This is a genomic window from Bacteroides sp. (genome assembly GCF_030151085.1).
Taxonomy (GTDB): domain Bacteria; phylum Bacteroidota; class Bacteroidia; order Bacteroidales; family Bacteroidaceae; genus Bacteroides.
The window spans coordinates 1-25,677 of sequence record NZ_JASLER010000034.1; the positions used below are offsets into that span (position 1 = coordinate 1).

Consider the following 25,677-nt stretch of genomic DNA (forward strand, 5'->3'; position numbering starts at 1 on the left):
TCTTCGCAAGCTTCAATGATAGACTGCTCTGCTCTCTCCCAATTCTCATCACTACCAATGTACTTCTCACGATTTACTTTGTCGCGCAAAGAGATTTGTGCTTCAAAGTTCGTGAACTCCATAGATTGGAAAACGATAGAGATGATATCCATTACGCGAAGGAATTCATCCTTTACCTGATCGGGGCGGCAGAAGATATGGGCATCATCCTGCGTAAAACTACGCACACGAGTCAATCCATGCAATTCACCACTCTGTTCATAACGACATACCGTACCAAACTCTGCCAAACGCAAAGGAAGTTCCTTGTATGAGCGTGGTGAGTTCTTGTATATCATGCAATGATGCGGGCAGTTCATTGGTTTCAAGAAATACTCCTCTCCTTCTTCCGGAGTCTGAATAGGCTGGAATGCATCTTTGCCATATTTGGCATAATGTCCGGAGGTAATGTATAGCAATTTATTGCCGATCGGTGGAGTAATAACTTCCTGATAGTCGTAGCGCGCCTGGATACGACGCAAGAAATCTTGCAAACGAAGACGCAATGCAGCACCTTTGGGCAACCACATCGGCAATCCTTTACCTACTGTATCGGAGAACATGAACAAGTCCATCTCTTTACCAATCTTGCGGTGGTCACGTTTTTTGGCTTCTTCCAAAAGAACCAGATATTCGTCCAGCATCTTCTTTTTCGGGAAGGTGATACCGTAGATACGAGTCATCATCTTACGATCTTCATGTCCACGCCAGTAGGCACCGGCTACAGATGTCAATTTGATGGCTTTGATAGGTGCAGTAGTCATTAAGTGAGGACCACGGCACAAATCGGTAAACGCACCTTGTGTATATGTAGTAATACGACCATCTTCTAATTCGGAGATCAACTCGCATTTATACGTTTCGCCACGCTCACCAAACATCTTTAAAGCATCTGCTTTTGCAATATCCTGTCTAACAATAGCTTCTTTTTTAGCAACCAATTCAGCCATCTTCTTCTCGATGATTGGCAGATCAGCTTCTTTGATAGGTGTTTCTCCCGGATCTACATCATAATAGAAACCGTTTTCAATGGCCGGACCAATACCAAACTGAATGCCCGGATAAAGTTCTTGCAAAGCTTCGGCAAGTAAGTGTGCACTAGAATGCCAAAAAGCATGTTTGCCTTGCTCATCTTCCCATTTATAGAGAACAACTTCAGCGTCTTGCTTGATAGGACGCCCCAAATCATAAATTTCTCCGTTCACGCCACAAGCCAGTACATCCTGTGCCAGTCGAGAACTGATGCTTTCTGCAATTTGCAGCCCGGTTACTCCTTCGTTATATTCACGAACAGAGCCGTCTGGAAATGTTATCTTTATCATAATGTTATTTATAGTTCAAATTTCAGAACGCAAAAATAACTAATTCTTTTTGATAATCTAATTTTTAGCAAAAAAATGTTATTCTCGCACATCTGTAAACCTCTTTATTATATTGTAGGCTGAAACGATACCAAGTTCACCCGCCTTACTCAAATCAGAGATACCCTGTTTATTATTCCCTAAGAAGATATGTGTTAACCCACGGTTATAATAAGCTTCGGCAAGATCAGGATTCAGTTCTATTGCCTTATCGTAATCAATCAAAGCAGCACGATAATCTTTCAACATGGATAACACATTTCCACGATTATAGTAACCATAAACAAAATCGGGTGCTATTTGGATTACATGATCCAAATCACTTTTCACAATTTCGTAGTCTACTGCCGTAACTTCCGGTTTCTTGTTTTCTGTTACCGTGGTAGAGGCGGTTCCATCATTGATAGAAGCTTCTGCTTTCTTATATTCCAATTGCTTACATCTCACTAAGGCACGCATAAAGTATGCCGGGAAGAAGTTACCATCCAACAAGATGCTTTGTGTAAAGTCGTCTATAGAACTTGCGAAATCTTGAACTAGATAGAAATCCAATCCACGCATAAAACGTTTCTTGGCATCTTTGTCGTCAGCCACAATGTCCGAAGTATGAGCATCGACTAAAGCGAAATGGAAACGAACTTGCTCTTCAGTCAGCGGAGCCTCCATATTGGTGATACGCAATGGCTTCGGGAAAAGCTTTTCGTGGTTTAAGCTTTCGATAAACTTATGATAATGAACCATACGTTTTACATCGCTCAGTTTCTCATAATATGTCAGGGCATACATCGGTTCGAGTTTAATGGTTACGTTCCGATCTTGTACGCGTCCACGATAGTCGCTCTTATAGCGTTGTTCTGCATCCGAATCATCTGCAATCACAATCTTCCGGTAGTTCTCCATGTTCTTGTCAGATTTCTTACGGGTCTTTCCGGTATCTTCTTCGCCAGAATTTTCAGAAGAATTGTCTGCTACATCCTTATTATTAGCAGATGAAACGCCATTACGTTTATCAATCTGCATTTTCATGATTTTGAATTCATCCTGCTCAGCTCCCTTACGATCACCTATCTTTTTACGAGCTTCCGCACGATGATAATAACCTGCCATAAAGTTTGGATATGCATCAATCACTTTGGAGTAGTCGCTGATTGCACCTCGGTAATCACCTGTTTGTGCACGCAAAGTACCACGATTGAAAGTTGCCATCATATTATCCGGCTCTATCTTCAATACAAAGTCGAAATCTTCTATCGCACGATTGTCATCACCTACCTGTGCCCGCAAAAGACCACGGTTATAATGACCGAGGAAATTGTTCGGATCAATATCCAGTGCCAAATCATAGTCGTTCATGGCACCTCTTAAATTATTCTGATGAAAGCGAACTAACGCACGGTTGATATAGTTACCTGCATTCTTCGCGCTCAAGTGAATCGACTGATCCAAATCAGCTTCCGCTTCTTTGTAATTTCCTTGCTGAATGCGTACAATAGCTCTGGCTCCCCAACCATCCGGATCATAACGATCCATATCAATAGCTTTATCAAAATCATTTAAAGCCTGTATTGTATCATTTTGTTTCAAAGATACTTCACCACGCATCAGATAAGCACGGGTATATCTTGGAGCAATCGTCAAGAGTTTGCCTAAATCTGTTTTCGCAGCTTCATAGTCTTCTTTCTGAATATGACAAAGAGTCAGGTTATGCCATAGCACAACATTCTCCGGATCATACTTAATGGCTGCCTTATAGTCTTCAATAGCTCCGTCAAACTTATTCTGCCTGATACGTGCCAATCCACGGATTTGGTAAGCTCCTACTACAAATGGATTTCTTTGGATGGCAGCATCGCAATCTGCTTCTGCTCCCTGAAAATCATCCAAATTAATTTTGGCCAATCCACGGAAGAAATAAGGCTCAAATAAATAGGGCTTAGCGTTAATTACTTGATTGAAATATTGAATAGAAAGCACGTAATCCTCAAAATACAATGCGTTCCGAGCGATAGTCATCACCCGTTCCGTATTGATTTGCGCATATAACAATGTAGGCAACAGCATTAAAGCTATTAATATCTTTTTAATCATCTTGTTTTATAAATGCTTGTAAACGAAACAAAAGTAACGTTTTTCGTTTACTTGTCAGGATTAACGGAATACTTTTTATATTTTTTGAGCCTTTTATACCTTATTATATGGTTTACTATTTCTTTATAGTTTTTACTTTATAAGTACAATGTGCTTTACCACTCAACAAAGCATTCAATTTGCCTTTAATCATTTGTTTACGTAAAGGAGATAAATGGTCTATAAACATCTTCCCATCCAAATGATCGAATTCATGTTGCATCACACGAGCCAAATAACCTTCTACGATTTCATCATGTTCTTCCAAGTTCTCGTCCAAGTATTTCACACGAATCTTATCGCCACGCTTTACTGATTCATGAATACCGGGAAGACTCAGGCATCCTTCCTCCATGGAAACCTGTTCACCTGCTACATCGAGGATATGGGCATTAATATACGCTTTGCGGAAATCTTTATATTCAGGCAGGTCATCCGATAAAACATCTAAATTAATGGTAACTACACGAATAGGCAAACCTATTTGCGGAGCGGCAAGTCCTACACCTTCGGCATTCTCCATGGTTTCGAACATATTTTCAATCAGTTCTTTTAAATTCGGATAATCCGGAGTAATATCCTCCGCCACTTTTCTTAATACGGGCTGGCCGTACACATAAATGGGTAAAATCATTTCTTTAAATTACAAGTTACAAATTACTAAAACGTTTATTCTCTAAATAAGTTTGCAAAATAATAGTCGCACTGATCTCATCTACCAATGCTTTGTTTTGGCGGTCTTTCTTTTTCAGTCCGGCTTCCAGCATTGTCCGATGCGCTAAAACAGACGTAAAGCGTTCATCTACATATTCTATCGGCATATCAGGTAATTTCTTCTTCAAAGAACGAACAAAAGGTTCTATATTCTTCATATTATCTGAAACCTCATTATTCATTTGTTTAGGAAGGCCAACCAAAATACGTTCCACCGGTTCCTTATCTACATAATCAAGGATAAAAGTCAATAGCTGATGTGTAGGCACAGTTGTCAGACCATTAGCAATCATCTGTAATGTATCACTAACAGCTATACCTGTACGTTTACGACCGTAGTCAATGGCTACTATTCTACTCATATTAGGCTACAAAATTACGATTAATATTTGAATTCCTTCGTCTATTTCAAACTTATAATACAGAAAAAGGGTGTCTGATCAAGTCAAACACCCTTTTCAATACTTCTCATTTTGTTACTTCAAATGTATCTTGTATGTCAATCCTCCACTAAAATACTGCATCTTCTGCATTTCGACCTGAATATGCAAATTCTTAAAAAGCAGATATGTGGCACCTAATGCAAAATCTTTCGAATCATATTCTGCAATTAGCCGTAATTGCGGATGAAAAGACGGATTATAAGTGATACCTGCTGCAATGCCGTTCAACTTGTACTCTTTGCGGTTATTATAAAGATAAGAGAGGTGAACACCTATTTCTTCCTTACTCGTTATTGCAATATGCTTGGTAGCGGCAATATAAAAACGACTGTAATATCCATTACCCTCAGTAGAGGCTATTTCATCTCCGGAGGAGGTAAAGGGGTCGGAAGTTCCAACAACAACAGCCGGCATATATTTCCAAAATTGCCCTTCTTTCAGAGCTCTTAAACGCAATGAAAAATAACGGTCCTGATTTGTAAATCCGGTGTAACCATAAGGACCAAGTCCCAAAGCTTCCGCCTTGAAAAGCGTACAGGTGTAAGCAACTTCCATCCAAGGAAATATGGTAACATTAAGAAAATAATTGTAGGTATGATAATACCATGTAGGTGGAGTCAACTCCTTATTCATGAAATTACCGCCAATCATAACAGTCTTGTCACGTTGCATTTCAGCAGAAGGTGCATGCAACAAGCCGGTCGTACCATAAGTCAATTGAGCGGAAATAGAAATGGACAGGCAGGAAATCAAAACAAAAAAGAACAACTTAAGTTTCATCATCACTTATAGTTTCAGTCACTATTGAAGAACAAGATTATATTATGTAGATAGAAGATTCATTAAAAAAGGCGTCTGAAACTCAGACGCCTTCTTTTTAGAGTCTTTTCTCCACTGGAGTGGATATTATTCGAGGATAACTACACGGTTCAAGAAGTTCTTGCCAAACATGTTAGCAGTACCACCGAATCCGATAAGTTCAAGCTGATCTTTGTCAACACCTTGCTTAATCAAAGCATCGTAAACGTTCTGAGCACGTTTTTCAGACAACTTCTGGTTCCAAGAAGCGCTACCTGTAGCCTTATCAGCGTAACCGGCAACTTTGTACTTCTTATCCGGATTAGCCTTCAGGATCTTAGCTGCCAATTCGATGTTAACCATACCGTAATCATCGATATTAGCTCTACCAATCTTGAAGAAGATGGCACGAGGACCTGCAACTTCAATTTCCTTAACAACTTCTTTTACTTCAGGTTTCATGTTAGCCAATGCGTTCTTAGCGTTAGCCAAGTCAGCCTGAGCCTGTGCAAGTTCACTTCTGTACTTGTTGATTTCAGCGTTGATTGCATCTTGGTCAATGTTAGATGCAGCAACAAACTTCTTACCACCGAATGTATAAGCAACACCTACATTTACACGTGCAGTAGCTTCAGCCTTACGACAGTCGCTAGCATCGCCAAAAATAGAAGGAGTAACGCCTAAACGGCCTTCCAAGTTAACTGCCCATTTTGCATTGATGTCATAAGACAAACCTAAACCTACTGTTGCACCGAAACGAGCTTTCATGCCATCTTCAGTATAAGTAGAATTTTGCTTGCCATCAGCCATGATAGTCAAATTAGTATCAACTGCTTTAGACAAATTCATAGTAGGACCACCAAATACATACAAGTTAAATGCACGGTTGGGGTTATAACCACCAAACAGGTTGATCAGGTTCAACATTGCATCCAAGTTGATTTCTCCAAATTCCTTGCAATAACGGTGATAGCCATTATCTTGGTCGTCCAAGCTCTGTGATACACCACTGAACTGGCCACGTACACCCCAAACCGGAGTAATGTACTTACCAACAGAAATATTGAAATTCATTGTCGGAGTATTCAAACCATCATTGATAACAGCCATACCTCCAACGCCTACTCCTACAAAAATATTATCCGATGCTTTCTCGGTATAATATTTGGTTTTTTCTTGCGCATTCACCGTTGCACAGGCACCAGCCAGCAATAATGAAGCTATAATTAATTTACTTTTCATTGTAGTTTCTTACTTTTTTTAGATTATACTATTCAGTAATTCTTAGACCTGACGATTAGTCAGCTAATGAGATACCACCACCAGCGTTGGGGTTACCACCATGACCATGACCATGACCAAAAGCATGTTCGTGACCAGGGATCGCCATTTGTTCAGCAGCAACTGTAACAGTGTAAATCGGGTTATAATAAACAACTTCAGCTATAACATCAGATGAAACTTTTGAAGTTACTTTATACTTAAGATTAGCTGGCTGAATTGTGTATACAGCATTGTACATACACCAAGAACCTACTTTTAATGGTTTTTCACCGATATTATCTACATTGAATACGCCAGGAATATTAGTAACAGCTTTGGTATCAGCACCAGCCTTAATAGCAGCATCTATAAGATTCCATGAAGCAGTGAACTCAACTGCATAATCTGACTTGTTTGTATTCCAAACTTTACCAGCATGGTCAAGAGTAGGATTATCAGGAGTAGCACTACCATTACCATATCTAACTTTAGGTGAACCTACAGGTACTGCAGATCCTTCATTAGCAGTAAACACAAGTTCAGAACTCAAGAAGATAACTGGAGATATAGATACAATCTGACCAGCAGCTACAGCTGGGTAACTAACTTCAATTTCCCCTGTGATGTTGTTAGCTGTTGCTGTAATTTTCACCTTACCAGCGGGCAAAGCTTTATCAGTTTGAGTTGACACAATTTCCAATGCGTCCTTACCATCGACTTTCACAACAGCAGTTACGCTACTTCCAGTTGCTGCATCAATTACATTTGGAGTGAAAACGACCTTCGCAGGATTCGGTTCGAAATTCACATTAAAATCTTCTTTTTCGCAAGAAGTAAAGGTTGTAGCCAAAGCTACTGCGGCAAGTGCAAAAGTAGCACTTATACCATTAAAGAATTTAATCTTTTTCATCTCAATAAAATTAAAAATTTAACAATTCTGACTTAATAAAATATGGGTTAAAACTATTTTCTTCCATTATATTATCACTTGCTTCTGCCTTGTATTCCTTATAATAGTAACGTTCATTACCTGCATTATAAATAATACCCATATTGGCAGATGTATTTATACGCGGCACATATTTATGCCTTTTGTATTTATAAGGCGGTAGTAACACCTGGAAACGAAATCCCCCGTTAGCCTTTGCACCTTCTGCTTTCATTGCATAAAAGCCGATAGAACAATAACGGAAATGGCGTATCATTTCGGCCTTAATACCCTTTTCCTCATATAAGAACTTTTGTGCCTGCACAATAAATTGAGTATTGTACCTTGGCCAAAAGAAACTTCCTCCGACCGTCCATGTAAAGGTCATTGTTGGATCATAGTGCAACTTAAAGCTATCCCAATATCCAATACCTGTATATCCCAATCTCAGAAAAGCTGAAAATCTTTCATCTTTAAATGGACGACTAAATTTTGCATCAATTCCATATTGGTCTGCATTGAAATAACCAACAGTTACCTTTCCAAATACATTGTATGGTAATCTAAACCTTTGTGAAATAGTCAAATTACCTGGGTGAACCTTATCTTCAAATTGTCCATATCCATCATTGTAAACAGGTATCTTCAATTGCCCAGTAAGTTTCATTCCTTTCCACAAAGAGACCTCTATCGCAGGGCTCAAATCAAATAAAACTTGATAAATCTGCGTAATAACCAAATTTTTGAACGCCAACTGCGGATAAACCAATACATCAACCTTAAACAAAGAACTATTTTTCACCTTTATCTTCCGTGCATCTTTCCACGTCCCTCCAAGATCATAGCTTACATTCCAATCACTGCGTTCCGCTTGAGGTACGGTATCACCTTTTATAGGGTGATAATAAAGAGAAATCTGAGGTACATTATTGTCCAAAACAATTATTCGACATGCTTTTTTCTCCGGTAAACCCATTTCTTGAATAACATCTACCGCTTTACTAATTCCTACGCCTTGCGAGCGATACGCTGAATTTTGTAAAACATAAACACGTTCACCATCATCTTCTGTCCATCCAACATTCTCAAATCCCATATCTACTAATGTATTCACCGTACTTTCTCCCGTTTGGCAAAGCCCTTTTAAAGGAAGCAAACAGAATAAAAAGAACGCCGTATACCGTGCTATTGTTTTAGTAACTAGGCACTTTCCAATGTTAGAGTTTTTATACCTCATCGTTTTCAATCATTTTCTGTATCCATACGACACAAAATATGGTGCAAAAATAGACACATTTTTATTAATACCAAAGAATTTTATCTGAAAAAATGAAATAATGTAGTTTTTTCTGCAAAAACGTTCTTAGAACATGCAGATAGTTTAATGGAAGTGGATTAACAGCCTTTGCACTGAAAGCTGAAAAGCTTATTTCTACTCTTCTAATGTTGTATTTTGTTTCAAATTGCGTCAGACAGTTAATGATTGCACTTTACAAATATTCAAAATGATAGAATAAAACAGTAAAATCAAACCATTTAGATGCAATATCTGCAATATTTGCATCACACGTTATTTTATAAATTAGTAATCTAGATTTTTTCTTGAATATATATAGTTATAGCTATACATTGCATCTGCATAAATAGCCCAAAAATACATATTTATACACAAAAGGGTTACTACTTATTACTATAAAGCCTACAGGTTTTTACTAAAATGGCTACTACGTTTTACTAAAAAGGTTACTCCATTTTAGTAAAAACATTATTGAGTTTTATAAAAAATGTTTTTCGAAGCCTTTTTCACTCTAATACAAATGTAAAGATTTAGATATACCTCTATCACACTGTTATTTAAAGTTTTTCACTTTCATATTTTCATTATTAAAGGTATTTGATTGGAAACAGCGGATTCTCGATGTACTAAAAATACAAAATGTCAAAATGATCTTTGGAGACTCAGAAAATAATATGAAGTAGAAAACTGTGTTTCTACTCCACAATAACAAATCCAAATAACAATCGATCATTCATTTTTTCACTAATCAGCCTATTCTATTTCAGGGATAAGTTCAACTGCCTTCTTTTTAGTCTCATCCACAAGTTTTGCATAAATCTGTGTGGTTTGTATATTGGTATGACCTAGTAATTTGGAAACAGTATATAAATCAGCTCCTAATGTCAACATCATTGTGGCATGTGTATGGCGTGCCGTATGGAAAGTGATATGCTTCGATATATTTGCTTGCTCAGCCCACCGGTATAAAATTTCGTTACTACGGCCTAAAGAAATCAGATTCACAAATACTTTGTCAGTATCCTGTGCAATTCCTCTATCAGGCAAATATTTCATTGCTTCAGAACTCAAAGGAAGCGATATCGCCTCTCTTGTTTTCTGTTGAATAATGCTAATCATTGTATTTCCTTGTTCGTCAAAATGTATATCATCCCACTTTAATGCAACAATATCGCAATGCCGCAAACCACAAAAACAACTAAACAGAAATGCTTTCTTTAATAAATCATTGTAAAAAGGAGTACGGACCATCCGTGTAAGCTCTTCCATAGTCAGATATTCTCTCTCTACTCTACAGCGTTTTGGTTTTTCTTCATTTTTAATCTTATCCATAGGATTACTTCTTATATAATCTTCAAAAATGGCATACCTCAAGCAATAACGAAGCATTTTAAAATAGTTAAGCTGCGTATTTACATGTAACACCTTTTCATTTTTACAATGCTTTTGTTTGGCAGTTTTCAAATATTCAAGAAATCCTAAAATATAGTTTTTGTCTACTTTCTTGAGTAGTATTCCTTTGGGATCATATCGACCAAGATGCTGGATGATAGCGTGTATAGTATCATTTCTGACTTTATTATCAGCACTTATTTCAGCAATTCGCTCCATATACTCAGTCAATTTCACGTTGGATAATTGCTTGTGATTAAATCCGAATGTCTCATTTTGTAGCTCCACAATCTTTTGAGATTTTATAGCATTGGCCAATCTCAAAGTTTCGTGATTTCTTTCTTTGTCAGTTTTATCATTTTCGGGTATTATATAAAGTTTCAAAAACTCATATTGACGTTTTCCCTCCACGTATATATCTAAATATATAGATTGGCATCCATTCGATAACTCTTTTGTCCGAATCTTAATAGGTTCTTTTATTCTCAACTGTTTTTTCATATTCATATTATCAAAATTACATACATATAATTAACATTAGTAACAATGCAGTAACAAAAGTCACTTGCAAAAGATTTTGCATTTGATTTTTATTCTACACTATTTATCATTTTTAGTTTTAAAACACTGAATATCAATACACAAATCTTACAAACTCATGCAAACTCAAAGTCTAATTGAATAACAAATCAGTAACAACAAACTATCTGATATATACAATTCCTAAAAACAGACAACTCTGACAAATAGCTTTCAATGAAACACATCATATTGATATTTAATTTATTACAAAAATATTAGCATTAAAAAGTTTAAGATGGGTTTACCGGAGAAAAAGCCATGCCGAATAATTGTTTTGGATAATAATGTACCTCAGCTCTCTCTTTATTATCACCCTATAAAAGGTGATGTCGTACCTCAAGCGGAACGCAGAGATTGGAATGTAAGCTATGATCTGGCCGGGACGTGGAAAGAGGCACGGAAGATAAAGGTGAAAAATAGTTCTTTGTTTAAGGTTGATGTTGTTGTCTATCCGGATTTCTATTTCCGTAATCTTCGCTTATCGAGAATCTATGATGTCCTATTTCAATTATCTCCTGCTATAGAGATCAGTTTATGGCAAGGAATGAAGTTTAGTGGACAGATTACATTTCCGATTGTAAATTATGGATATGGTACTATGTATGAACGGATAGAACCAGGCTATATTACGCTTTCGCAAACGGTGCGATTGCCCCAAAGATTTTTCATCACTGCTACTACTGGTTTTTTTAGTAATTGGAGGTGGGGATTCGATGTACGAGTTAAGCACTACTTTAGAGATGAACGTTTTTCTGCGGAAGCGAGAGTTGGTTATACTGGCCGGGGATTTTGGGATGGTTTTTCTTTCTACCATGGTACAAAGTGGACAGTAACAGGCAGTATTGGTGGAACGTTTTATTGGCCCAAATATAATACCCAGTTTAGTTTGAAGGCTGAACGGTATTTGCTTGGAGAATGTGGAGTACGTTTCGATATCATACGTCATTTTAGGTATGCATCTATAGGTTTTTATGGTATGAAAGTAGAACATGCCGGTAATAATGGATTGAATGGAGGCTTTCGTTTTCAGATAGCATTGCCACCATATAAATATAAGAAAAAAGGGTATATCCCAAGGGTGCTACCCTCCAATAACTTTGGAATTGGCTATAATGCGGGAAATGAACAAATTTATGGTCAAGGTTACAAAGCTCAAGCGAGTGATAATTATATGTATGATAATAGTTTTAACCCATATTTTATTAAGTCAGAATTGTTAAATTTTTAATTTTATTGAGATGAAAATGAAAAGTAATTTTTTAGGGCTTAGCGCTAAGTTAGCGTTAGCTGTTTTGGCAGTTGGTACGATGTTTACAAGCTGCTATGAAGAAAAAGGTATTGATGTAACCCCTGTAGATCCGGTTCCTGCACCTGAGTATTTTATTGTAGGTTCTGTTTACAGTGCAACTACCAATGAAGCTATTGCTGTGACGACAAGTGAAGTTACCACAACAGCTGGCTCTATTACACAACCTAATGCCTCTTCTTTTAAGATTTCAGGATTGAAGGAAAATGATGTAGTTACAATCACTGTAAAAAAAGCAGGTTTCTTTACTGCTACGAGAACAGTCTCTGTATCTAAGGTAGCCGATGGTACTACTTGTGTTGTGAACGCTAATATTGCATTAACCGGTGTTAATGATGCAGCAGTTACTCCTCCTACTGAAGGAGAAGGAAGTGAAGGTACTCCTGTTACCGGAAACGATGAATTGAATGATAAGGTCGCAGGTCAATTGTCCGGATTTGGTTTACTTTTGGATGACAGAATGCCAGCTCCAAAATTTGATAAAGATGGAAATGCTGTTGCTTATGCACTGGAAGACAAGACTATGGATGCTGATCCGATTGCTAAGTTTGTAGATGTTACTTACAATCGTGTTATTGACAGCTTCGTCATTCAGGATGTTACAGTAAGCGCAGTTACTAGAGCTATCAGTGATATCGACGCTACGACATTAGCTTATTTGGCAAGATGTGTTTCTGCTCAGACTAATCTGCCTTATGCAGGTGATAAGTTCAAGACAGAAAAGACCACCATTAAGTTGTGGAAGAAGGCTAATTTAGCCGTTAAAGCACTGAGCATAAAGACTATTTTAAACCTAAGGTCTTTAACTTTTATCTTCGATGGTAAGACTTATGTTGTGAACTTCATGACTGCTAAGCAATCAAGTATTGGTTTCGTATACGACGGTCACGATAGCCATGATTACCATGATATTCATGGCGATAACTCAAATGCCGGTGGTGGTATAGGTGGTTCTGACATCTAAATATTAAAGTTTAATTGCTAAAAGCGATGTTGTGTAACTAATTGAGCTGAAAGTGAAAAGAAAGCAAATAATGAAGAAATTTATCTTGATAGTTTTTTTTATGATTAGCCCCTTATTGCTCTCGGCTCAATTAACATACGGTACTACCGGTTTATTGTATGCTCCGTCTGCTGAAATGCAACGGGATAAAACGGTAATGATTGGTGGTAACTTTATGAACAAGGAGATAACTCCTCCTGGCTGGTACTATCATACATATAACTACTTTTTAAATGTGACAATCTTTCCATGTTTGGAAATTGCATACACTTGTACGCTATTTCAATCACAACACATCGGAATAGATTGGAAAGTTGGAAAAGGTAAATTCACGAATCAGGACAGATACTTTTCTGCCCGATTGCGAGTTTTGAAAGAAGGACAATTTTGGAAATATATGCCGGCAGTGGTAATAGGAACGTCAGATCCTTATACCGAGTCAGGTGAAGGACAGATTTCCACTACTGATGGAAACGGATATTTTTGCCGTTTCTACATAGCGGCTACTAAGCACATTCCGATTGGTAAAGAAGAAATTGGCGTACACCTTTCTTATTTATATAACAATCGGGTGGACTATCCTCTGAACGGACCTGCCGCAGGTGTTACATGGAATCCTTCCTTTCATCCGCAATTAAGGATGATTGCAGAGTATGATGCGAAAGATTTTGCGTTTGGTGCCACCTATTTGCTTTTCAACCATTTGCACGTGCAGGTAGAATTGCAAAAAATGAAATACTTTACCGGCGGGCTTACTTATAAAATTTATTTAAAGTAGACAAGTGGTCGAAAGCAAATAAGAACAAAAGAGTTGACAATTTTAAAAATAAAAAAACAATGAAAAGTAAATTAGTAATATTATCTTTGATGTTGACGGGTATTGCAGTTAATGCTTCAGCTCAAAACAAAGAGAAATTCTACAGCGAAAAAGTTGGAGATAATATCTTTGTGAGTGTAGGAGTAGGAGCCCAAGCTTGCATAAATCCTGACAATACAGATTATGGTTTTGGTAAAGCCATAACTCCTCAGATTACAGTATCTCTTGGTAAATGGTTCTCTCCTGTATGGGCCGTTCGTGGTCAAGTATCAGGCGTATGGAGCAAATTGAACACTTATCACTATGATGGTAATGCTATATATTTGGATAAGGGTAAGAGCCAGAAGAATTGGAAAAAAGTAGATCCTACTACTTTTGCACTACACGCTGACGGTATTTTTAATCTATCTAATGCCATTGGTGGTTATAATCCTGACCGTTTATTCAACTTGTCTGCTTATGCAGGTCCCGGTTTGAGTTTTGCTAAGAATATTTATGGTAATGATGATAAGGTTGATTGTGTAATCAATGCTTCAGTTGGTTTGATGGGACAATTCAATATTAATCAATTTTTGGATATCAACGTTGAAGCTCGGGGGCTGATCTCTCCTTCTATCTACGGAAAGTACAGTAGCGCAGATTGTGACGGTAGTTTTGCTTTGACAGCTGGCGTAAGCTATACTTTCGGTGGCAAGAAGTTCGTTGCTTGTGGAGCAAAAGTCGACCAAGATGCAATCAATAACGAAATCAACAAGTACAGAAGCGAACTTGCACAGGCTCAAGCTGACTTGGCTAACGCTAAGAACGCATTAGCTAACGTGAAACCTGAAACGACGGAAGTTGTTAAGGAAATTCAAGTTGCCGGTCCTCGTGCTATCTTCTTCAAGATTGGTAGAGCTAATATCGATGATTACGGTATGGTTAATATCGAATTGGCAGCTAAGATCCTGAAGGCTAATCCAGACAAGAAGTACAAAGTTGCCGGTTACGCTGATAAGGCTACAGGTAGCGCTTCTTGGAACCAGAAGTTGTCTGAAAAACGTGCTCAGAACGTTTACGATGCTTTGATTAAGCAAGGCGTTGACAAAGACCAACTCGAACTTGTAGGATTCGGTGGTACTGCTAACATGTTCGGCAAGAACTTCTTGAACCGTGTAGTTATTCTGGAATAACAAGCATAAGTTTTTTACTTTATACCTTAAAGAAGAGCCTCAAATCAAATTGATTTAAGGCTCTTCTTCTTTTATGATTTACCATTAGCATTCAATGGACTGTTCTGAACTAACCTTTTCCAGTGAACAAAGCCCTAGTTCAGCCTATTATTGTATCAATAGGTTATAAAAGAACAATATTCATCACACCCCTATCTTTTTGAGTATTAATGTCGTAACTTGCAAAGAAGAAAATCTCGCCTAATTTTATCCCCGAATATAAACAATCCTAAAAAAAATGAACCATGAAAGGTAAAGAAAGAAAAAAAGAACCCAAGAAAGAAAAGTTGGAGAACAAGGCAAAAGTATTGACCGAGTACCAGAAAGAGAAACAAAGCAAGAGTGATAAAGGAATGAATTTAACACCTAAAACCTAATGATACATATTAAAAGAGAAGGTGTTATACTGGAAAGTACTTCACTCGAGTTTGAAAATGAAGGAGTGATGAATCCGGCGGTAATAGTCGAAGAAAACACTGTACACATGTTTTATCGCGCTGTGCAGCAAGGCAATCATTCATCCATCGGTTACTGCCGCCTTGAGGGACCTCTCACAGTAGTTGAGCGAAACACCACTCCCTTACTGGTGCCCCAGTTCGATTATGAAAGTCAAGGAGTGGAAGATCCACGAATAGTTAAGATTGAAGACCTTTACTACCTTACCTATACTGCTTACGATGGATATAGTGCTGTGGGAGCCTTAGCTGTATCAACCGATTTGAAACATTTTGAGAAAAAAGGTATCATTACTTCTCAAATTACTTATCCACAGTTCGAGAATTTACTTCGCATTCAACAGGCCATTATCAGTAAATATTTTCGTTCCGGTAATAAACGTGAAGCAACGAATGAGAAAGGACACCCTCTTTATATGATGGACAAGAATGTAGTCTTCTTCCCTCGCAAAATCAATGGAAAATTCTATTTCATGCACCGTATCCGTCCTGATATTCAATATGTGGCAGTAGAGCGCCTTGATATGCTTACAAAAGATTACTGGAAAAGATATTTTCAGAAGTTTGCCAAACGTATCATGTTGGCCCCCTACTACGATCATGAATCAAGTTATATCGGTGCAGGTTGTCCGCCGATAGAGACATCAAAAGGTTGGCTACTAATTTACCACAGTGTTTATGATACTCCTTCCGGTTATGTATATTCGGCTTGTGCTGCTTTGCTGGATATCAATAATCCGGCAATAGAAATAGCCCGGTTGCCTTATCCACTTTTCACTCCCGAAACAGATTACGAAATATCCGGTGTAGTCAACAAAGTTTGCTTTCCAACAGGTACTGCACTGTTTGATGACACACTCTATATTTATTATGGCGCAGCTGACAAGCGTATCGCTTGTGTGTCAGTGAGCCTGACAGAGTTAATAAATGAATTAATAAAACAAATTGAATGAGAAAAGTAATATGTATAACGACTTATCCTCCACGTGAATGTGGTATAGCCACCTTTGCCCATGATTTGATAAACGCTATTCTGACAAAGTTTGGTGAATCCTATTCAATAAAGATATGTGCAGTAACGTCTGACATGGAAAAACATATCTACAATCAACAGGAAGTAGAGTATATTCTCAACACTTCAGATATTTCCGCATTTGCAAAATTGACTGAACAGTTGAATAGCGATCCTGAGATTGAAATTGTACTTATCCAACATGAGTTCGGATTATATGCTGACCAGGAAGAATCATTTCTGCAAATGCTAGATCAACTTCGTAAACCGATAATTCTTACTTTTCATACCGTACTTTCACAGCCTGAGGCTGAAATGTATCAAAGTGTAAACCGAATGATAAAAGCTTGTACGCATTTGGTAGTAATGACACAGACATCACGACGTATCCTCACGCAAGAGTACCATGCGGATGAAAGCAAAATCAAGGTAATCCCGCATGGAACACATCTGGTATCTTTCAGAGATAAGAATAAATTAAAAGAGTTCTATCAGCTTTCAGGACGACGTATCCTTTCAACTTTCGGTCTTCTTAGTTCCGGAAAAAGTATTGAAACAACACTGAATGCACTTCCGACCATTATAAAAGCAAATCCTTCTGTTATGTTTCTTATTATAGGAAAAACACATCCGGGAGTGCTGAAAGCAGAAGGAGAAAAGTATCGTAGCATGTTGGAAACAAAAATAAAAGAATTGAACCTCTCTAAGCATGTACTCTTTATTAACCAATATCTTGAGCTTCCTGTTTTATTGGAATATTTACAGCTTACGGATGTATATCTTTTCACATCGAGTGATCCAAGACAAGCCGTGAGTGGAACATTTGTATATGCCATCAGCTGCGGATGCCCAATCATCGCTACCCCTATCCCACATGCATTGGAACTGTTAAGCGATGACTCCGGTATCATCTTCGACTTCAAGAACTCAGATCAATTGGCTGTAGCAGTCAATCTTTTACTTGACAATGAAAATTTACGAACTGAAATGAAACTGATTGGTTTGCAGAAAACTGCAGCTACTGCATGGGAAAATGTGGCGATTGCCTACACATTGCTTTTTCAAGAGACAGGTAAATCAAAAGGAGATTTGATCTATTCTCTACCTCCCATAAACACGAAGCATATACAACGTATGAGCCGGCAATGGGGAATGATACAGTTTTCAAAAGGAAATCGTCCGGATAATTCTACAGGATATACATTGGATGACACTGCACGTGCTTTGATGGCAATGTGTCAAGCGGTCGCCATCGGGCAGAAAAAAGTGAGAGAGAGAGAAATAAAGGTCTATCTGAATTTCATTCGCTATTGTCAGCAACCGGATGGTTCTTTCCTGAATTATGTAGACTGCGACAAGGCATTCACCCCACAGAACAATGAAGTTGGACTGGAAGATAGCAGTGGACGAACCGTCTGTGCCTTGGGATATTTGATCTCTTGCGCCAAGCATTTCCCTGCTTCATGGCGTGAAGAGGCGGAAATTATTTTCAAACAGACCTTCCAGCTTTTCGACCGGACAAATTCACCTCGCAGCATCGCTTTTATGATCAAGGGGCTTTACTATTACAACTGTGAGTACCCTTCAGCGAAGATAAACGAGAGCATTACACTGCTAGCGGATAAACTAACCCTATATTACCACCAAACAGCCGAAAAAGAATGGCAATGGTTTGAGGCCTATCTTACTTATGATAATGCCATCTTACCTGAAGCAATGCTACTGGCCTACCTGACTACCGGTAAAGAAGAATATAAAGAAATAGCCTGCCTGACTTTAGACTTCCTGCTGGATAAAGTTTTTGTAGGAGACTATCTTCAAGTAATTTCTAATCAAGAATGGCTGCATAAAGGAAGCAGTACTCATGGTTTTGGCGAACAACCTGTAGATGTGGCAGGGATAGTTATTGCCTTAAAAACATTTTATCAGATATTTAAAGAGGAAAAATATTTACGTATGCAGACTGATGCATTCAACTGGTTTTTAGGAAATAACCATCTACATCAAATTGTTTATAATCCGGCTACAGGAGGTTGCTATGACGGATTAGAAGAGGAGAACATTAATTTAAACCAAGGAGCCGAATCAACCGTTTGCTATTTAATGGCAAGACTGTCCCTCTCTGAAAGTTTATAAGAGTTTCATAAAAGAAGCTATCACATTTATAGTAGAATTCACAATCAATAAAAGCCTGCAAATTTAGTAATTTGCAGGCTTTTATTGCAATTAATATACCAACTTCACATTATCAATCCAAAGCGAGTTACCCGGAGAACCGACATAAGCACCACCATGACTAGAAGTAAATTGCAATATCAAATGAGTAGGAAGATCTTCTTCCGTACCCCAAGCTACTTCTTTTACAGGGACACTCTGCCCTTTGCTATTAACAGCATATCGTTCTTCTACTTGCAAACGCATCATGTGAGGCTTATATGCAGGATCGCCTGTAATATCACCATACATTATAGAATACGTAGCATTATTGTGCCAATCTGTAGTAGTATAATAACGGACAACCATTGTTCCTACACGTTTAGCATAGATATTTCCATTCTTATCTTCCCAACGCTTCTGCAAGAATAAATTAGCCTCAGGAAAATCTTTTCCATCTACATCTGTAATACGACTGAACCCAGTTGCACGAATACGTTTCTCGCGATCTGACATCTTCACTTTATAATCGAACTGAACAGCGATAGGTTTCTTTGTGAAAGAAATACCGGAATTCAACATCTTCTGAGGATTCTTTGTACTCTTTATCGGTTCATGCACTTCACCCAAAAACATGGAGCCGGCAGCCAAAACAGTAATATCTACTAACCCAAGCACCTTTACACTCTCCATACGGGTATCCAGCCGGGCACAATAACCATCCCCTCTTTTCTCGGGAAATACTGAAGTATTCGTTTTAGTCACTCCGGCTACCTTTGCCATCACATTAGAAGTAGCCCAAGGAGAACCACCCATATTCTTATATGCCTTGTTCTCGTGAATCTCTGTAGTGGGGCCAACAGCATATACATTTTTTGTAGCACCGCCAATAATACCGGATTCCTTAATCTGACGATCTATCCATTGATCCATATTTCCGAAAGGAATCAACTCAACTTGATGTTGCTGCGCCGATACTGCTCCGGTACAAAGCATAGCAGACAACATACCCAACAAACAAACTTTCTTTTGAATCATCTTATTAAATTGAAAACTAAAAAATTACAAATCATACTTCCACTGCTCCAATGCATATTTCCAGTTTTCCTGAACCAACTGCACTGTGCGGTCATCATATTTATATTTATTCTTTTTATATCCCCTCTTTCCACCTACATACTTTTCTATATCAGCACGAGCTTCAGCAAAACCCGGAATTGATAACGCCTTATAAATCTGCTCGGTCATCCCCATTGCATCAGCCTCGAAATCTTCAAATTTCACTTCAATTAAGTTTCCAGCAGGGATACTCTCTTTGTCTGACTCATATTTATGATATAATTTCGAATAAATAGACAAAATATTTTGTTCTATTACCTCATTACTGATATCTTCGAGTTTCAATGGCTGAATTGTATTAGTAAAGAAGCTACGTGTGCTCTCGAACACTGTATAAGGATTCCGCATCAAATAAATGAATTTAGCATTCGGGAACATCTTCACAAGCTCTTTTACACGACCTGTATGAGGTGGATTCTTGCTCAGGAATTGAGTCCCATGCGTATTCCAAAGAGAGATTTTTATCAACTTGGTAAATGTCTCCTCGAATATTTTAAGTTCCTTTTCCGTAATATCATCAAATAGCAAATATTTGTCTGCATATTCTTGTTGATACTTTGGCAGAAACCAAAAATTATAATACGTATAAGGCATCATATTAGCCAAAGCAAATTCTTCTTCTTGGGGAAGATCCACTGCCAATTCCATGTTATCTGTAGGCCGCTTGTCAGGCATCAGCCAACTCATGTTTTTCTTAAAAAAGGGTTGCCCCCACATCATCAAATGCGGAAACACCGTTTGATAAGTCGTATTATAGCCAAAATGCTTATCACAAGAGAAAACATTATGAACAAACGTCGTTCCACTGCGCCAATGTCCCAAAATAAATACAGGATCATGCTCCAGTGGTTTATCAGCCAACAGTTCCCGATAACGTTTATTCTGAATTGGCGCCAAAGTAGATAGTAAACGACAAACAGCTTTTGTCAATCTATACTTACTTTTATAAGCGGCATCAATTTCCCGCCCTTCTGTTATTTCTTTAAAAGTTTTCCAATCAGCACCAACCAACGTATTTATCGGAAGTTTATTGAATTCAAGTAACCCCATTGCTTTATTATTATAATTTATAAATTATGAAGCCTATTCTTTGATGATTCTTACTTCAAATCCTTGACGTCCCAACTCTCTCACTGCTTTTTCTACAGCTTCATAATGTTCAGGAGTAATACCCAATTTCGGCAAATCCAATGCCGGAATGTCTTCGGATAAATGCTTATCTTTATCTTCTACCCTATTGATAATCATTCCCACCGCACTGGTATTGTTGGTTATCGGGTCTATCAGAATAAATGAACCGCATGATTTATTCTTCTGATAAGGATCAAAAAACATTTCTTTGGCTGTAGTCAAAACAACACGAGCTATTTGGTTAAGCTGCATCGGTAATGTTTCTTTATTCAACTTCCCATTTTCGAGGGAGAGATGTTCCATCGTGTTGACATCTACTTTATACTTAATATTGTCAACCCGCGTACGGCTCAAATTAGTTGTCTGCTTAATAAAGAAAGATTTATTAATATCCATAACTTCCTCATCCATCCATACTAGCATAGCTTCAAAATTACGGTCCATAATTGGAAGGTTATCGGGATGCACTAACATTTCACCTCGTGAAACGTCAATCTCATCTTCTAAAGTCAACGTAACGGATTGAGGAGAGAAAGCATAATCCAGTTCTCCATCATAGGTGACAATACTTTTGACGCGTGACTTCTTACCCGACGGCAATGCCATAACTTCATCTCCTTTACGCACAATTCCTGAAGCCACTTTACCACAGAAGCCGCGAAAGTCAAGATTCGGACGCAACACATATTGCACAGGAAAACGAAAATCAGAAAAATTATGATCGTTGCCTATTTGTACTGTTTCCAGGAAATCAAGAAGAGATATACCATTATACCAAGGTGTACGGTCAGACTTCTCTACAACATTATCGCCATCTAATGCCGATAAAGGAATGCAATTGACATCCGGAAGTCCCAAAGGAGCTATAAATTTCTTATATTCGTCTACAATCTCATTAAAACGTTCTTCTGAGAAATCTACCAAGTCCATTTTGTTAACGGCAAGCACTACATGTTTGATTCCCAATAATGAAACCAAGAAAGTATGCCGGCGAGTCTGTGTGATAACACCCATGCGAGCATCAACTAAAATGATTGCCAGATTAGCAGTAGAACCTCCGGTAATCATATTTCGGGTGTACTGTTCATGTCCCGGAGTATCTGCTATAATAAATTTACGATTGTTCGTTGAAAAATAACGGTAAGCCACGTCAATAGTGATACCTTGTTCACGTTCGGCTTTCAATCCATCCAGCAACAATGCATAGTCAATATGGTCGCCTGCATTTCCCATACGTTTACTATCACGTTCTAATGCATCCAACTGGTCTTCGTACAGTTTTTTACTATCGAACAATAAACGTCCTATCAAAGTTGACTTTCCATCATCTACCGAGCCAGCTGTCAACAATCTCAATAAGTCCTTCTGTTCGTCCTTATCAAGAAATGCCTTTATATCTAACTTATTATCCATCCTCAAATTTAATTCTTAATTTTTAATTACTTAGAAGTAGCCTTCACGTTTCTTCTGCTCCATGCTTGCATCTTGGTCGAAGTCAATCACACGAGTAGTACGTTCGCTCTTAGTTGTAGTCATCATCTCCTCCACAATTTTTTCAATAGTATCGGCATTACTCTCTACAGCGCCGGTCAGCGGCCAACAACCTAATGTACGAAAACGCACCATGCGCATTTCTATTTTATCCCTATATTGTTCCGGCAGACGATCATCATCGGCCATAATCAAGTTACCATCAATCTCGACACAAGGACGCTCTTTGGCATAATACAACGGTACAATAGGAATATTTTCTAAACGGATATATTGCCAAATGTCAAGTTCTGTCCAGTTGCTTATAGGAAATACCCGAATGCTCTCTCCCTTGTGAACACGAGCATTATAATTATCCCACAACTCAGGACGTTGGTTTTTAGGATCCCATTGATGAAATTTATCACGGAATGAGAAGATACGCTCCTTCGCACGCGATTTCTCTTCATCACGACGCGCACCACCAAAAGCAGCATCAAATTTATATTTATCCAGTCCGCGAAGCAAAGCCTGCGTTTTCATCAAATCCGTATGCACCTTGCTACCATGCGTAAAGGGACCTACACCTGCATGGAAAGCTTCCATATTGCTCTCTACTATCAAGTTCCAACCATATTTCTTAGCATATTCATCACGGAATTGTATCATCTCTTTGAACTTCCACTTAGAATCGATATGCATCAATGGAAATGGCACCTTACCCGGATAAAAGGCTTTCTCAGCCAAACGCACCATCACCGAAGAATCCTTACCTATGCTATATAACATCACCGGATTCTCAAACTCCGCCGCCACTTCACGGATTATATGAATAGACTCAGCTTCGAGTTCTTTCAAATGGCTTAACTTATATTCTTCTTTCATTATAAATTATTTCTTCTGAATTCTTGGTAAAATGAGTTCTAAAAGCTTATTTACGGATTCTTCCAAACTAAGCATGGATGTATCTAGTGTCAGTGCCGGATGAGTTGGTGCTTCAAATGGAGCTGAAATCCCCGTAAAGTTTTTGATTTCACCTCTGCGTGCTTTGGCATAAAGTCCTTTTACATCACGACGTTCGCACTCCTCAATGGGTGTACTAACATAGACTTCCAGGAAATCATCCTGTCCGATAATATTAGCAGCCATCTCACGAATATCATTATTGGGACTTATAAAAGCTGCAATAGTTATAATGCCTGCATCTATAAAAAGTTTAGAGACTTCCGCAATTCGACGTATATTCTCAACACGGTCAGCTTCTGTAAAGCCCAAGTTATTATTGATACCACTACGGATATTATCACCGTCCAATATTCGGCAAAGTAATCCGCGCTTATGCAGCTCACGTTCTAAGGCTATAGCAATTGTACTCTTACCCGAGCCACTTAAACCGGTGAACCAAATCATCGCACTATGTTGACCAAGAAGTTTCTCTTTATCTTGCCGCGCCAACATTTTATCAAAGATAGGATATATATTATCTGTCATAATTCAATTAAAATGGCCATATTAATGGGATTAAAATAATGGATATCAAAAATGTAATTATATTCAACGGCAAACCAATACGAACAAAGTCAGTAAATTTGTAATTACCGATACCTTGAACAATCAAGTTTGTTTGATAACCGATTGGTGTGGAGAAGCTAGCAGATGCTGCCATACAAATCACAACAAAGAATGGCATCGGACTGACTCCCATCTGTGAAGATATAGAAAGTGCTAACGGAAAAGCAAGAGCTGCAGCAGCATTATTCGTGATAAGTTCTGTGAATAAATTAGTTATAATAAACACAGCAGCTAACAAGACATGAGGCCCGTAATGATCGCTCATTGTAATAATATAACGTGCCACAACATCCGCCACACCCGAATTAACCATTGCTTTGCTAATTGCAAAAGCACATGCAATCGTTATCAAGATATCCCAAGATATGTATTTTGTATATTTACGTGCCGGAAAAATCTTTGTCCATGCCATAATTATTGTAGTTACAGAAACAAAAAAGAACATATCTAATTTAATAGCGGGAAAAGCCTCCTTCACTGCAGGAAGTTCACCAACCGTTGCACCGGTAATCATCAAGATCAACAAGAGAAGTGCAAACCACCGTTTTCCCTTACCAGGCGTGGGCTCTGTATCTTTACCATTCGCCAACATTACAAATACAGAAGATTCTCCCCAAGTTTTCACAAAAGAATCATCTGCCATTATTACCAATGTATCACCTTCGCGAAAATATTCATTCTCTAAATTTTGAGTAAAACTCTGACCACCGCGTTTAATCTCTATTACATCCGCTCCATAGTGCCTCTTAAAGTCAAAGTCTCCAAGTTTCTTATTGATACCAGGGAAACGAGGACCAAGCACAGCTTCCACTCGGTGCATATCACCATGTTCTTCAGGTTCTTCATCTTGCTTGATCGCATCTGTACGAACATCCGGCAAAAGCTTGGAAGAAAAAGCAAACAAATAAATAATACCGGCAATGGCTATGAATATTCCGACTTTTCCTAATTCAAACATGGTGAACCCTTCGAAGCCAGCCTCCAATATCATACCGTGCACTACCAAGTTAGTAGAAGTACCGATCAGCGTACATATACCACCTAAAATAGTTACATAAGAAAGAGGTATTAAGAATTTAGTAGCCGGAAGTTTCACCGATTCTGCCCATCGCTTTATAATTGGAGCGAAAATAACAACTACCGGTGTATTATTCAGAAATGCAGAAATAAAAGCAATAGTCGGTAACATCCGGAATTGCGCTTTGAATACCGTGGTTTTACTTTGAGGAAGCAGTCTTTTAATAACTTGTCCCAATGCTCCGGACTGACGAATGCCTTCACTTACCAAGAATAACATGGCAACAGTAATCATTCCTTTATTACTAAATCCTTCCAGCATTTCTTTAGGTGTTAAAATGCCTGCACAAAGGAATAATACTACCACTGAAAACAAGACCATACCCGGACGCATTTTATCCAGTACCAAAGCGATCACCATGCCCAACAGAGCCAATAGCACAAACAATATTTCAAACGTCATATA

At 38.2% G+C, this 25,677-nt stretch carries 21 protein-coding genes and 1 pseudogene; 7 read left to right on the top strand and 15 right to left on the bottom strand.

Annotated elements, in window-relative coordinates:
* The 9 genes from thrS to Q1W14_RS05800 form a co-directional block, all read right to left on the bottom strand.
* The coding region (gene thrS / locus Q1W14_RS05760) for a threonine--tRNA ligase (protein WP_300699840.1) at positions 1 to 1,361 on the bottom strand (1,361 nt) is incomplete at its 3' end.
* A gap of 78 nt (positions 1,362 to 1,439) precedes the next feature.
* Positions 1,440 to 3,488, bottom strand: coding sequence for a tetratricopeptide repeat protein (locus Q1W14_RS05765; protein WP_300699842.1), 2,049 nt, complete (start codon positions 3,486 to 3,488; stop codon positions 1,440 to 1,442).
* Positions 3,489 to 3,603: 115 nt separating this feature from the next.
* Positions 3,604 to 4,161 (bottom strand): peptide deformylase, encoded by a 558-nt coding sequence (def, locus tag Q1W14_RS05770; RefSeq protein WP_300699844.1) that lies wholly within the window; start codon positions 4,159 to 4,161, stop codon positions 3,604 to 3,606.
* A gap of 16 nt (positions 4,162 to 4,177) precedes the next feature.
* Positions 4,178 to 4,603 (bottom strand): Holliday junction resolvase RuvX, encoded by a 426-nt coding sequence (gene ruvX / locus Q1W14_RS05775; protein WP_300699845.1) that lies wholly within the window; start codon positions 4,601 to 4,603, stop codon positions 4,178 to 4,180.
* Positions 4,604 to 4,717: 114 nt separating this feature from the next.
* A complete protein-coding gene (locus Q1W14_RS05780; protein ID WP_300699847.1) occupies positions 4,718 to 5,467 on the bottom strand; it encodes a YjbH domain-containing protein in 750 nt (249 codons plus the stop codon).
* Positions 5,468 to 5,590: 123 nt separating this feature from the next.
* Positions 5,591 to 6,724 carry an OmpA family protein gene (locus Q1W14_RS05785; RefSeq protein WP_300699849.1) on the bottom strand — a complete coding sequence of 378 codons (1,134 nt, stop codon included), beginning with the start codon at positions 6,722 to 6,724 and terminating at the stop codon, positions 5,591 to 5,593.
* 55 nt (positions 6,725 to 6,779) lie between these two features.
* Positions 6,780 to 7,655, bottom strand: a complete 876-nt coding sequence (locus Q1W14_RS05790) for a DUF3869 domain-containing protein (RefSeq protein ID WP_300699850.1) — start codon at positions 7,653 to 7,655, stop codon at positions 6,780 to 6,782.
* Positions 7,656 to 7,665: 10 nt separating this feature from the next.
* A complete protein-coding gene (locus tag Q1W14_RS05795; protein ID WP_300699851.1) occupies positions 7,666 to 8,910 on the bottom strand; it encodes a hypothetical protein in 1,245 nt (414 codons plus the stop codon).
* 813 nt (positions 8,911 to 9,723) lie between these two features.
* Positions 9,724 to 10,863, bottom strand: coding sequence for a site-specific integrase (locus tag Q1W14_RS05800; protein WP_300699852.1), 1,140 nt, complete (start codon positions 10,861 to 10,863; stop codon positions 9,724 to 9,726).
* 313 nt (positions 10,864 to 11,176) lie between these two features.
* Here Q1W14_RS05800 and Q1W14_RS05805 point away from each other — a divergent pair.
* The 7 genes and pseudogenes from Q1W14_RS05805 to Q1W14_RS05835 form a co-directional block, all read left to right on the top strand.
* Positions 11,177 to 12,172: pseudogene (locus Q1W14_RS05805) on the top strand (hypothetical protein); the annotation flags it as partial.
* 16 nt (positions 12,173 to 12,188) lie between these two features.
* Positions 12,189 to 13,214: a DUF3869 domain-containing protein gene (locus Q1W14_RS05810; protein WP_300699853.1), complete on the top strand. Its 1,026-nt coding sequence runs from the start codon at positions 12,189 to 12,191 to the stop codon at positions 13,212 to 13,214.
* A 70-nt stretch (positions 13,215 to 13,284) separates the two neighbouring features.
* On the top strand, positions 13,285 to 14,031 hold the full coding sequence (locus tag Q1W14_RS05815) for a YjbH domain-containing protein (protein ID WP_300699854.1): 747 nt from the start codon (positions 13,285 to 13,287) through the stop codon (positions 14,029 to 14,031).
* 59 nt (positions 14,032 to 14,090) lie between these two features.
* Positions 14,091 to 15,242 (top strand): OmpA family protein, encoded by a 1,152-nt coding sequence (locus tag Q1W14_RS05820; protein ID WP_300699855.1) that lies wholly within the window; start codon positions 14,091 to 14,093, stop codon positions 15,240 to 15,242.
* A gap of 284 nt (positions 15,243 to 15,526) precedes the next feature.
* Complete coding sequence (locus Q1W14_RS05825; RefSeq protein WP_300699856.1) at positions 15,527 to 15,658, top strand: hypothetical protein; 132 nt, start codon at positions 15,527 to 15,529, stop codon at positions 15,656 to 15,658.
* Positions 15,658 to 16,689, top strand: coding sequence for a pesticidal protein Cry7Aa (locus tag Q1W14_RS05830; protein ID WP_300699858.1), 1,032 nt, complete (start codon positions 15,658 to 15,660; stop codon positions 16,687 to 16,689). The genes Q1W14_RS05825 and Q1W14_RS05830 overlap by 1 nt, the downstream gene beginning before the upstream one ends.
* A complete protein-coding gene (locus Q1W14_RS05835; protein ID WP_300699859.1) occupies positions 16,686 to 18,884 on the top strand; it encodes a glycosyltransferase in 2,199 nt (732 codons plus the stop codon). Before Q1W14_RS05830 ends, Q1W14_RS05835 begins: the two co-directional genes overlap by 4 nt.
* A gap of 90 nt (positions 18,885 to 18,974) precedes the next feature.
* Here the strand turns inward: Q1W14_RS05835 and Q1W14_RS05840 are convergent, their stop codons facing one another.
* From Q1W14_RS05840 to Q1W14_RS05865, 6 genes are read right to left on the bottom strand one after another with little or no spacing between them, the layout of a single operon-like run.
* On the bottom strand, positions 18,975 to 19,940 hold the full coding sequence (locus Q1W14_RS05840) for a PCMD domain-containing protein (protein ID WP_300699860.1): 966 nt from the start codon (positions 19,938 to 19,940) through the stop codon (positions 18,975 to 18,977).
* A gap of 24 nt (positions 19,941 to 19,964) precedes the next feature.
* Positions 19,965 to 21,071 (bottom strand): sulfotransferase, encoded by a 1,107-nt coding sequence (locus Q1W14_RS05845; protein WP_300699862.1) that lies wholly within the window; start codon positions 21,069 to 21,071, stop codon positions 19,965 to 19,967.
* Positions 21,072 to 21,104: 33 nt separating this feature from the next.
* Positions 21,105 to 22,565 carry a sulfate adenylyltransferase subunit CysN gene (cysN, locus tag Q1W14_RS05850; protein ID WP_300699863.1) on the bottom strand — a complete coding sequence of 487 codons (1,461 nt, stop codon included), beginning with the start codon at positions 22,563 to 22,565 and terminating at the stop codon, positions 21,105 to 21,107.
* Positions 22,566 to 22,595: 30 nt separating this feature from the next.
* Complete coding sequence (cysD, locus tag Q1W14_RS05855) at positions 22,596 to 23,507, bottom strand: sulfate adenylyltransferase subunit CysD (protein ID WP_013548375.1); 912 nt, start codon at positions 23,505 to 23,507, stop codon at positions 22,596 to 22,598.
* Between the two features lie 6 nt (positions 23,508 to 23,513).
* Complete coding sequence (gene cysC / locus Q1W14_RS05860; protein ID WP_300699865.1) at positions 23,514 to 24,113, bottom strand: adenylyl-sulfate kinase; 600 nt, start codon at positions 24,111 to 24,113, stop codon at positions 23,514 to 23,516.
* 7 nt (positions 24,114 to 24,120) lie between these two features.
* A complete protein-coding gene (locus tag Q1W14_RS05865; protein ID WP_300699867.1) occupies positions 24,121 to 25,674 on the bottom strand; it encodes an SLC13 family permease in 1,554 nt (517 codons plus the stop codon).
* Between the last annotated feature and the right edge of the window lie 3 nt (positions 25,675 to 25,677).